This is a genomic window from Cryobacterium sp. Y50 (genome assembly GCF_002929805.1).
Taxonomy (GTDB): domain Bacteria; phylum Actinomycetota; class Actinomycetes; order Actinomycetales; family Microbacteriaceae; genus Cryobacterium.
In genome coordinates, this window is sequence record NZ_PJJM01000040.1 from 1 (window position 1) to 10,991 (window position 10,991).

At 60.1% G+C, this 10,991-nt stretch carries 10 protein-coding genes, 2 pseudogenes and 1 other annotated feature; of the genes and pseudogenes, 6 read left to right on the plus strand and 6 right to left on the minus strand.

The genetic code is table 11. The features are described from left to right. Positions 1-98: 98 nt before the first annotated feature. The 3 genes from CXY73_RS23295 to CXY73_RS00630 are packed head-to-tail and all read right to left on the minus strand — an operon-like array spanning position 99 to position 1,583. On the minus strand, positions 99-821 hold the full coding sequence (locus CXY73_RS23295) for a GntR family transcriptional regulator (RefSeq protein WP_104176464.1): 723 nt from the start codon (positions 819-821) through the stop codon (positions 99-101). Between the two features lie 4 nt (positions 822-825). Continuing rightward, positions 826-1,311, minus strand: a complete 486-nt coding sequence (locus CXY73_RS00625; protein ID WP_104134571.1) for a PTS glucose transporter subunit IIA — start codon at positions 1,309-1,311, stop codon at positions 826-828. Then, positions 1,308-1,583: a glucose PTS transporter subunit EIIB gene (locus CXY73_RS00630; RefSeq protein WP_255411335.1), complete on the minus strand. Its 276-nt coding sequence runs from the start codon at positions 1,581-1,583 to the stop codon at positions 1,308-1,310. The genes CXY73_RS00625 and CXY73_RS00630 overlap by 4 nt, the downstream gene beginning before the upstream one ends. Before the next feature lie 154 nt (positions 1,584-1,737). Between CXY73_RS00630 and CXY73_RS00635 the strand changes: the two genes are divergently transcribed. From CXY73_RS00635 to CXY73_RS00650, 3 genes are all read left to right on the plus strand, one after another. Next, positions 1,738-3,012, plus strand: coding sequence for a PTS transporter subunit EIIC (locus CXY73_RS00635; RefSeq protein WP_104176472.1), 1,275 nt, complete (start codon positions 1,738-1,740; stop codon positions 3,010-3,012). 308 nt (positions 3,013-3,320) lie between these two features. After that, complete coding sequence (locus CXY73_RS00645; protein ID WP_104176467.1) at positions 3,321-3,461, plus strand: transposase; 141 nt, start codon at positions 3,321-3,323, stop codon at positions 3,459-3,461. A gap of 513 nt (positions 3,462-3,974) precedes the next feature. Continuing rightward, positions 3,975-4,346, plus strand: coding sequence for a DDE-type integrase/transposase/recombinase (locus CXY73_RS00650; RefSeq protein ID WP_158253965.1), 372 nt, complete (start codon positions 3,975-3,977; stop codon positions 4,344-4,346). Here the strand turns inward: CXY73_RS00650 and CXY73_RS22450 are convergent. Further along, positions 4,243-4,457: pseudogene (locus CXY73_RS22450) on the minus strand (transposase); the annotation flags it as partial. The gene CXY73_RS00650 and the pseudogene CXY73_RS22450 overlap by 104 nt on opposite strands. 298 nt (positions 4,458-4,755) lie before the next feature. On the opposite strand from CXY73_RS22450, the gene CXY73_RS00655 reads away from it, so the two are divergent. After that, positions 4,756-6,132, plus strand: coding sequence for a glucose-6-phosphate dehydrogenase (locus CXY73_RS00655; protein WP_104176468.1), 1,377 nt, complete (start codon positions 4,756-4,758; stop codon positions 6,130-6,132). Positions 6,133-6,480: 348 nt separating this feature from the next. Here the strand turns inward: CXY73_RS00655 and CXY73_RS00660 are convergent, their stop codons facing one another. Then, on the minus strand, positions 6,481-6,705 hold the full coding sequence (locus tag CXY73_RS00660; protein ID WP_104176469.1) for a hypothetical protein: 225 nt from the start codon (positions 6,703-6,705) through the stop codon (positions 6,481-6,483). A 376-nt stretch (positions 6,706-7,081) separates the two neighbouring features. On the opposite strand from CXY73_RS00660, the gene CXY73_RS00670 reads away from it, so the two are divergent. Both CXY73_RS00670 and CXY73_RS00675 read left to right on the plus strand, forming a co-directional pair. After that, complete coding sequence (locus CXY73_RS00670) at positions 7,082-8,620, plus strand: multicopper oxidase family protein (protein ID WP_104176470.1); 1,539 nt, start codon at positions 7,082-7,084, stop codon at positions 8,618-8,620. 44 nt (positions 8,621-8,664) lie between these two features. After that, entirely contained in the window at positions 8,665-9,087 is a 423-nt protein-coding gene (locus CXY73_RS00675; protein ID WP_104176471.1) for a DUF302 domain-containing protein, read from the plus strand. 342 nt (positions 9,088-9,429) lie between these two features. Here the strand turns inward: CXY73_RS00675 and CXY73_RS00680 are convergent. Continuing rightward, a pseudogene (locus tag CXY73_RS00680) lies at positions 9,430-10,637 on the minus strand (IS3 family transposase). Further along, positions 10,246-10,358, minus strand: a sequence feature (AL1L pseudoknot). Its footprint overlaps the pseudogene before it by 113 nt. Positions 10,638-10,991 lie beyond the last annotated feature (354 nt).

Below are 10,991 nucleotides of genomic sequence, written 5' to 3' on the forward strand. Positions count from 1 at the left end.
ACTACGGCACACTAGAACCACACGAGAGTGGCCCTGTTTTCAGTTGGCAGAAGTGGCCCTGTTTTCAGTCGGCGTTAACATACACGATTGTTTCAGAATTACTGCGCTTGTACTGGAGCCTCCAAGTGCATGGATATTTGATATCGGTCTGCGCGGTAAGTGGAGATTGAATATTCGATGGGCATGCCGGGTCCAGTGAAGGAGCGGCGACGGAAGAGCAGAACAGGGGCGCCTGCTTCGATGTCCAGTAGTGCAGCGGTTGTTTCCGACGCCGGAGCGGCTTCGACTGTTTGTTCTACGCGTTGGACAGGGTGCCCGCTGACGGAAAGGACCTGGTATAAAGATCCGTTGAGGTTTTCTGACAGCAAATTGGGTAGCATCCGGATAGGTAGCCACGATTCGTCCACGCTGACTGGTGCGCCATCGCCCAGGCGCAATCTGTGAATGTGGTGGGCTTTGCTTTCTGGAGTCAATCCCAGATGTTCGGCAGCTGCCTCTGGAGGAGTTGTCATGGTGGCGGAAATAATGCGGGTGCTGGGCTCAAACCCAGCGGCCCTCATATCTTCGTTGAACGAGGCGAGGTGCAAGGTAGAGCGGACTATTCCGTGGGAAACAAACGTTCCTTTTCCTCTGACTCGTACCAAGGCTCCGTCATGCACGAGGTCGGAAATTGCGCGACGTATTGTAATGCGCGAGACCCCGAATTGTTCCTCCAGTTGCCGTTCACCTGCTAGAGCGTCTCCTGGTCGCAGGCCGGCCGCCACCAGTTCTTGTAGTTGCCGGCGCACCCAGATATGTTTGACCTCATTGTGTGTTCCCATCGGCTCAACTCCTTACCAGTTCGAAGAGAAGTTCACCTGCTTCAATCCGCGATCCGATGCTGTCAGTGAGTACAGCGCCCGGTTTGGTGTCCAAGACCACGACAGGGCAGCACGGGCTGAGGTTTTTTGAGCGTATCAATGCGATATCAACGCTGATCATGCGATCGCCGGCTTCCACCTGGTCACCCTTTTGGACGTGCACGGTCAAGCCTTCGCCTTTGAGGTGGACCGTGTCGATCCCGACATGGACTAAGACGGCTGGTCCGGACGCGTGCTGGACGATGTAGGCGTGCGGCATCACTTTGACCACCCGACCGGTCATCGGCGCGACGGCGGTGAGCACGCCGGCATCGCTGTCCGGCACGACAGCAACTCCCTCGCCCACCAATCCCTTGGCGAAAACCGGATCGGGTATGTCTGCTGCCGCGATCACCCGACCGGGCAAAGGCGAGACCACGTAAATAGCACCGTTCTGCGTCGCAGTACTCACATCAGGTCCTGGATGTCCTCAGCCAGGTTTTCAGCCTCGGGCCCGACAACTACTTGCACGATAGTGCCCACTACCATCACGCCGTGGGCACCGGCAGCTTTCAGGGCTGTTTGATCGACCCGTGCGGAGTCCACTACTTCGGTGCGCAAACGCGTGATGCACCCTTCAATCTCTTTCACGTTACTCGCCCCGCCCAGCGCTGCCAGGATGATTTCTGCTTTGGACATGTTCTGCTCCTCACTTCGTTTGAGTGGTTTGTCGCTGTGTCGTATCTTTTCTGCTCGAGCTCGGAGAGCCTGTCCGGTTGACAACAACCCCGTTCAGCCCTCACAGTGATTACAGCCACTGGTTATAACCAGCTAGTTCGACCGTACAGAGTCCGTTCGGTGCACACAAGCACTGCACCTTTTCGAGATGGGAAACACCATGTCAACGGAAAACACCGGCAAGCCTGAGGATGCCGGCGCATCAATCGCACCCGACTCGGGCAAGGCCAAGGGCACCGGCAAGGCGCTGCAGAACCTACAGCGTTTCGGACGCAGTCTCATGCTGCCCATCGCTGCACTTCCGGCCGCAGCCCTTCTGCTACGGCTCGGTCAAGATGACCTGCTGGGTCGGCTTGAGTCCCTGTCTACGGCTGCCCAGGTGATCGGCGCAGCGGGCGGGGCGTTATTCGAGAACCTTCCATTGCTCTTTGCCATCGGCATTGCCTTCGGGTTTGCCCGCAAAGGCGACGGCTCAACCGCGCTTGCCGCCGCCGTCGGGTACTTGGTCCTGATCAACGTGTTCGAGGTTATGGCACCGCTTGTCCTCGGTGCTGCGCCAGACGGTGGCGAAGAGCCCGTCATCAACTACGGCGTCCTAGCGGGCATCATTATGGGCCTCATCACAGCGTTGTTGTGGCAGCGTTTCCATCGCACTCAGCTCCCAGACTGGCTGGGCTTCTTCGCCGGCCGGCGCCTGGTACCGATTCTGACGGCTCTCGCCGGCATCGTCATCGGCGTCGTTATGGCACTGATCTACCCGATCTTCGACCGCGGTCTGACCAGCGTGGGTAACGCAGTTGCGGAGAACACAGTGATTGGTAGCGGTGTCTACGGCACTCTCAACCGGCTACTCATTCCCCTCGGACTGCACCATATCTTGAACTCGATCGTCTGGTTCATCATCGGTGACTACGGGGGCACTAATGGAGACCTGAACCGGTTCTTCGCGGGAGATCCCACCGCGGGCGTTTTCATGACCGGATTCTTCCCCATCATGATGTTTGCCCTGCCCGCAGCTGCCCTGGCGATTTGGCAGGAAGCAAGGCCCTCTCAGCGCAAGATCGTGGGTGGTGTCATGCTCTCTACCGGTCTGACGGCCTTCCTTACTGGCATCACCGAACCGCTCGAGTTTTCCTTCATGTTCGTCGCGTGGCCGCTATACGTCATCCACGCCATTCTGACGGGCACGTCGTTCCTGGTGGTGAACATCCTCGACATTCATCACGGTTTCGGCTTTTCGGCGGGAGCGATCGATTACCTGTTGAACTTCGGCATCGCCGAGAAACCGTTGTGGCTGATACCGATCGGGCTGATCTACGCAGCCATCTATTACGTACTGTTCCGCTTCGTTATCCGCCGCTGGAACCTCCGTACCCTCGGTCGCGAGGACGAAAACGAAGGAACCCCGTCCACGACTACGCCTGATGCAAGCTGATTCACGAACGGTGTTCCCCGAAACACCGTTCGTGCTTTGAGGGGCCGCCTCATCATCGGACGGTTTGGTGAGGACGTCATCGAGGATGGCGCAGTCTGGCTGAACGGCGGACGTATTCGCTGGTGCGGCCCGGCCGTTGACCTACCTGTCGGAATCAATAGCCCAATCAAGCGGATATCCCTGATCTTGCCCGGTCTGGTGGATGTAAACCGCCACGGCGGAAGGGCCCACACCTTCGCCTCGGATCTTGACGACGCATATTGCGCCCGTATGGTGAATTGAGACAGGCGATAGGAGTATCATGTTTCATGACTAATCGTCGTAAGTTCAGCGCCGAGTTTCGGGTCGAGGCCGTCGAGCTGGTGATTTCATCAGGCCGGCCGATCGCTCAAGTGGCGCCCGAGATCGGGGTCGTCGAGGGAACGCTGAGCAACTGGGTTCGCGTCTGAAAAGAGGCACATCCCGAGGCTGCTGGCGGTGCTGCCGAACTGGGCCCGGTCGAGTGGGCCAAATACAAGGCTTTACAAGCTGAGAATGCTGAGCTTGAGAGGGAGATCGAATTCCGGGGAAAAGTCAGCGCCTTCTTCGCCGCGAAGCAACGATGAACGACTATTTTGCGTTCATCTTGGCGGAGAAGACCTCGTTCCCCCTCGACTGGATGTGGCGCAAATTGAAAGTCTCCCGGGCCTTGTCCTAACGCTGGCTCATCCCCGTGAAGCCCACCCCGAGGCAGGTCCACCACGACGAGATGGACGCGCACGTGGTGCACGTCTACACGCGTGAAAAGGGCATGGCGGGCCGGGATTAGATCACCACGATCCTGGGCCAAGAGGGCGTCAGCATCGCCTGCGTCACTGTCGGGTATCTTCAACAGTCGCGGCTTGCGGGCCGTGAGAATGCGGGCGTGGAAGAAGACCACGACAATTGGTCCGGACGCCCGAACCGCACACATTCAGAACCACATGCTCGACAAGGACGGAACGCGCGATTTCACCTCTGCAACCCCTGGAACGCGGTTTTGCGGGGACATCACGTACCTGCGCACCAGCTCGGGGTGGCTGTATCTGGCGACCGTAATCGACCTGTGCACACGGATGATGGTGGACTGGTCGACGGCCAGCCATATCCGCACGACCCTGATCATCGACGCCTTGGAAATGGCCCGTGACCACGGCCACTTCGACAAGAACGGTGCCATATTTCACTCAGACCGAAGCTCACAAGACGAATTCAACTGGTCGAACCAACACCGGCTTGTTCGGTCAATGATAAATGCTCTGCCCACACCTCGGTGGGGGTTCTCCAGCCAAGGATTTTGCGCGGTCGGTCGTTGAGTGTCACGGCAACGGCGTCGAGTTCATCAGCGTCCCATCGTGCAAGGTTGGGTCTTTGGGAAAGTACTGGCGCAGTAGTCCGTTGGTGTTTTCGTTGCTGGGCCGCCGCCATTGAGCTGTGAGACTGCCGGCGGTCTGTACCGGGAGCCAAGGTGCTTTCTGGCGTCCGGAGAGTCGTCGAAGAATTCCTATCAGATGACCCACTTCGAACCCCGGTAGGCGTCAGCGCTCGTGCTCTTCGTCGTCGATTAGGGCGCCAAACATGGAGGGGGAGTCATAACGGGGAGGGGGGCAGAACGAGTCGATGCTGCCGTGACGGCCGACCAGGGTGGTCGTGTGACAATCGCTGATCAGGGTGTAGTCCTCGAGTTGAGTGCCATGGACCTACCATGACAGCTACGGTAGATGGATGGCTCCGTCTATCTCGACTCTTCTGGTTTTGGGCGCATCCGGAGATCTAGCTTCCCGACTGCTCCTCCCCGCCCTCGGACAACTCCTCACCCTGCATCCTGACCGGCCGTTGCGCCTGATCGGTGCCGGGCGGGAGAAGCTGACCCATGCGCAGTGGCAGGCCACGGTGAAGAAATCGTTTACGACGGCCGAGGCATCCGCCGCCGCCGTCGACCAGCTCCTTGCCACAACCGTGTACCGCACGGCCGACGTCACTGCTCCGGCAGAGATGGAGCGGCTGCTCGCGGAGTGCGCTGGCACCCCCGCCATCTACTTCGCACTCCCGCCCGTCGTTACGGCGTTGGCCTGTGATGTACTTGCCGAGGTTGCGTTGCCCGAAGGAACCGTGCTCGCCCTGGAGAAACCGTTCGGAGTCGACGAGGCGAGTGCCCGTGCCCTCAATGCGCGGCTGCAGAAACTCGTTCCGGAAGACCAGATTCACCGCGTCGACCACTTCCTGGGCCGATCGACCGTTTTGAATCTGGCCGGGCTGCGGTTTGCCAACCGTATCTTTGAACCGCTGTGGAACAACAACCATATCGAACGCGTCGACATCGTCTATGACGAACAGCTCGGCCTGGAGGGCCGCGCCGGATATTACGACCACGCCGGTGCCCTCGTAGACATGATTCAGAGTCACCTGCTACAAGTCATGGCCATCTTGGCAATGGAGCCGCCGTCGTCGCTGGGCGCCGCCGACCTCCGTGACGCAAAAGGTATTTTACTGCGGGCGACGCGCGTGCGCGGCGGCAGTGCGGCGCGTTCGAGTCGGCGTGCGCGGTATGCAGCAGGCACGGTCGACTCACACGCGCTGCCTGCTTACGTTGACGAGTCCGGCGTCGACCCGGAGAACGACACCGAAACGCTCGCCGAGGTGACCTTCGAGATCAACACCTGGCGTTGGACCGGCGTGCCCTTCACGCTGCGGTCTGGCAAGGGGCTCGAAGCTCGACGTCGCGAGATAGTGATCACCTTCAGAGCCGTCCCGCATCTACCGACGGGCCTACACGGTCATGAGGCGCCGACGGTTTTGCGGATCTTTCTCGCCCCAGACGAGATGTCACTCGAACTCAACCTCAACGGCCCAGGCGATCCGTATGAACTCGAGCGCGTCAGCCTCGGGGCGACCTTCGGTCCCGGCCAATTGCTCGCGCATGGTGAAGTACTCGAAGGAATTCTCGACGGGGATCCGTCGCTTTCGGTGCGCGGTGACACGGCTGAAGAATGCTGGCGGATCGTGGCGCCTGTGTTGGCGGCTTGGCGAGCGGACAAAGTGCCGCTCGACGAATACGCGGCTGGAACGCAGGGCCCGTCGAACTGGACCCCGATCGCTTAGATGATTGAGAAAGTTGCGTCGAATTACCGCAGGCAACACCAGGAGGCCATGGCTGATGATGGCATCGCGTCGTCGTAGCTCTCGTACGTCCAAATCACGGAGCCGTAGGAGCCGTAGGGGGAATAATCTGATGGTGCAAAGCGTCTTCTAAGAAGTAGAAGCCCGTTCCAGACTGCGAGCTTTTAGTCGCGTGCTGCAGGTCTACACCTTCCCCGCGCCGACACACCGCACGTACACGGTCGCGTTGCAGCGGCAGTGCAGTACGCCACGGGATTGGGATACGACATTGCCGGACTGAACCGGCGCCGCGGACGGTTCATTCGGCCCGGCAAGGATCGTGCGGCGTGGCTACTCGCCGAGCAGCGCCAGCATGCTCGCGATGGTTTCCGCGAGCCCGTCGTCTGCGGCACCGTAGGCGGCAAAGTCACCCTCGGTCAGAGCGGCCTGCTTCTCGGTGAGCGCCGTGTTGGCGGCCTCTAGGAGCGCTGTCAGTTCGACGTCGGTCTCCGCATTGTCGGTGCTGGTGAGCGTGCCTTCGGTCGGGTTGACTATGGTCGTGTCATCTTCGGTCACGGGAACGCTCGCGTCTCCGGCATCGGCTCCAGGGTTTGACGCGGTGATGGCTCCACCAAGCCACCATTTATACCTCGAGGGGTACGGTGGAAATGCGGATTAGTAAACGAAAGGACATGAATCAGATGATGTGGGGTAGCAAAAGTATGGGGTGGTCCTGGGGGTTTGGGCTGCTGGCGATAGCGGGTGTCGCCGTGATCATTTATGTCATTGTTCGTTTACTGTCGAATAAATCCGGGAGTGATGACACGCGATCTGCTCCAAGGCAAGCCGATTCGGTTAGTGCCAGGCAGATTCTTGAGGAGCGGTTCGCTCGGGGGGAGCTCACTGCGGAGCAGTTGCGTGATCAGCTGCGGGTGCTTGAGGAGGACCGGTAGTGTCCGATCTCAGCCGCCGTAACGCCCTGATCCTCGGCGGGGTGGGAATTGCGGCCACGGCTGTAGGCGGAACGGGCTTCTTCGTCAGTCAACGTCTCTTGTCAACCACGTCACCGGCAACACGGTCCGGGAGTGACCTTGTGGAACCGCCGGAGCTGCGAAGCGTCAGCGGCACTCTCGCCGTTGACCTTGAGTCTTCCCCCCATCAGGTGACTATCGCTGGTCGTGACGTGCGTGCGCTCAGTTACAACGGTGGTGTGCCCGGCCCCACTTTGCGCGTTCGAGCGGGAGACACACTCAACGTCAGCCTTCGCAATGGTCTGGCAGACCCGAGCAACCTGCACGTGCACGGTCTCCACGTTTCGCCCGAGAATAACAGCGACAACATGTTCGTCACCGTCGCAGCTGGTGGCTCCTTTGATTACCAGTACGAACTGCCCGCCAATCACCCGCCGGGCGTCTACTGGTATCACCCGCACCACCACGGTTTCGTGGCCGATCAGGTATTCGGCGGGCTCTACGGCGCCATCATCGTCGACGACCCCGACCCCATCCCGACCAGCCGGGAACGCGTCCTCGTCATTTCCGACATCACCCTCGATTCCACGGGAACAATTCCAGCCGCCACAACGATGGAGAAAATGTCCGGACGCGAGGGAGACCTCGTCCTTGTCAACGGTCAACTCACCCCCAGCATGACTGCCCGCCCTGGCGAACGAGAGCGATGGCGCATCGTTAATGCCTGCGTGTCCCGCTACTTGCGGCTGCGCCTCGACGGGCAGCAGCTATCCCTTCTTGGAATCGACTCCGGACGTTTCGAAGCCGCACACGAAGTCGACGAGGTCGTGCTGCCCCCCGGAAACCGGGCCGATCTTCTCGTCACCGGCACTGCTGGCATCTCCGTACTGCGTGCCCACACCTACGATCGAGGCATGTCCGGCGGAATGATGATGGGAGGCGAAAGCTGCACTGCCGCCGCCGACGTCGCACTGGCCTCCTTTATCGTCACCGGTGATGACGTCGCCACAGTGGCCGCCATACCCGCCCAGCCCGTTCCACGTGACCTGCGCACGGCTACCGTAACCGCCCGGCGCGAGTTGATCTTCGCGATGGGAATGGGCGGAAATATGGGCGGCGGAATGGGCGGGGACACAGGCAGCGGCACGGGTGGAAACATGGATGGCGGCATGGGGCGAGGAATGGGAGGCGGCATGATGTCAGCCACGATCAACGGCCAGGTATTCGATGCCACCCGGGTCGACACGACCGTGCAATTCGACAGCGTGGAGGACTGGTTGCTAACAAATACCAGCCCGCTCGATCACCCCATGCACCTGCACGTGTGGCCGATGCAGATTATTGAACAGTCAGGCCAGCCCGTGATAACCATCGTGTGGCAGGACGTCGTGAACATCCCGGCACGCAGCACCGTGCGTGTACGTATCGCATTTGACGACTTCAGCGGACGTACCGTGTACCACTGCCACATCCTTGACCACGAAGACAGCGGAATGATGGGAGTTATCACCGCAAACTGACCCGCCGCAACCATCAATTCAGGAAAATGACTCAGGAGAAACCGATGAACTACGCACGCACCATCACCATCTCGCTGCCCTACGAAGAAGCCGTCTCCAGAGTGCGGGAAGAACTAGCCAACCAGGGAATCGGCGTTCTTACCGAGATCGACGTCCGCGCGACCTTCGAAACAAAACTCGGCGTCGAAAGCGCACACACACTGGGCGACTACCTGATCCTGGGCGCCTGCAACCCCGCCCTCGCCGAACAGGCACTCACCGCCGAGCCCGACATGGGATTACTGCTTCCCTGCAACGTCGTCATCCGACGCAGCCCATCAGCAACTACCACCACGGTTCAAGCTATCAACCCACAAACCATGGTCCAGCTGAGCAAATCCCCAGGGATACAGAACGTTGCTGATCACGCCGATCAACGCCTTCTCGTCGTGCTAGCCGCTCTCAAAGAAGAAAACACCAACAAGTAACACGCGATCCGCTCCGCTGAAGCACGGTCAGGACTTTGTCGCTGAATCTGTGAACACCAGCGCTCAGTGGCGCTGTTCTTGTGGGTTTATCTGGCACGAGAGTTATCAAGAATCCAAGCGTGCCCAGCACGTTCTTCCTGATCTGTGACGGGTTGAAAAAACTGCCGAGGACCTGCTCGTTCATCTCTTTGAGCCCGTCGGTCAGGGCAGACATCCACAACTCAGCGCCCTCACTGCCGTGCCGGCTCACAGCCCGGGAATGTCCGTTTCCCCGGCCAGCGTCACGCCGTCGGCTGGGGAGTGTCAAGCCCCGGGTTTTGTGGAGGCTTGGTTAGGCCTGTTTCATCTGGGTGATGGGGGGCTGGTGGTGTAGAAGTTGGTTTCAGTTTCGAAGGGTGGGATGTAGCCGAGCTCGCTATGGAAGCATCGCTGGTTGAACCAATCGAAGTATTCAGCAACGGCGATCTCGAGGTCGTCGATGCCAGGCCAGGGGCCGCGGTTGCGGATGTACTCAGCTTTGAAGAGTGAGTTCAGCGCCTCCGTCATCGTGTTGTCGTAGCTATCACCCTGGGAACCGACGGACGCGACGGCTTCGGCTTGGGCGAGGCGTTTGGTGTAACGCACCGCCCGATATTGCACGCCTCTATCCGAGTGGTGGACAAGCTGGGAGAGGTCCCGGCCTTCCCGCTGCCTCGTCCAGATCCCCATCTCGAGGGCGTCGAGAGCGAGGCTGGTGTGCATGCTGGTGGACAGCTGCCACCCGACGACGCGGCGGGAGAACACCTCGGTCACGAACACCGCGTAGACCCAGCCCGAGAACGTTCTGATGTAAGTGATATCGGCAACCCACAGGCAGTTCGGCGCTGGCGCCGTGAACGTCCGCCGCACGAGGTCTTCCGGGCGGTCGCTGAGCGGGCCAGGTATCGTGGTCCGCGGACTCCTTGATCGGGTGATGCCGCGTAGGCCTTCGCGGTGCATGAGTCGTTCGACCGTGCAGCGCGTAACGGGGTGCCCGTCGCGTTTGAGTTGGGCGTGGACCTTCCGCACGCCCTAGACGCCATAGTTCTTCTTGTGTACATCCTTGATCTTCACCACGGTTTCCTCATCCGTTTTCGATCGTTTCGAGGGCGGCCGGGACGTTGCCGCGTAGTACGTCGACGGGGCGATCTGCATTTCTTACAGATCGGCTCGACCCCGTAGTCGTGCTTGTTCATGTCGATGAAGGTGATCATCTGCTGGAGGGGCGGTCGAGCTCCGCCGCGAAGAAAGCCGCCGCGCTGCGCAGGATGACGTTCGACCTCCGCAGCTCACGATTCTCTCGCTCAAGCTCGAGCAGTCGGGCGGCGTCCTCGGTCGTCGTTCCCGTGCGAACGCCGGAGTCGATCTCCGCGCGCAGGAGCCACTTTCTCAGGGTGTCCGCGGGGATTTCCGAGTTGCTGGCCGATGCGGGCAGACGCTTCACGGCCACCGTCGGCATCCGCACGAGCGGCAACCAGGACGCGCACCGCGCGTTCCTTCAACTCCGGCGGATACATCTTCAATGCTGGCATGATTCTCAATCTTTCCGGGTGATCATGAACCTCCATTACACTCGGGACGAGACAGACCGCGATCTGGGCAATGTCGCGGGTCCCGGCGGTCGGCAACTTGACGCCACCCGCGATAGATGAAAAACCATTCCTTGGTTCAGGATCGGGTTCAACTGCCGGAGGATGTTGTCCATGAACGTGGGCATCGCGAGCAACCGAACACTCACCCCGGGTACGAGCGGCTCGGTCATGACCGGGTTGGGTCTTCTGCGTTGAGGGACATCTCGGCGATCTGCTTGATTGCGGCGAGGGTTTTCGGGATGCCGTCGAGGGCTTGCTGGGTGCGGTCGATGATCTGAGTGTGTGCGTCTTCGC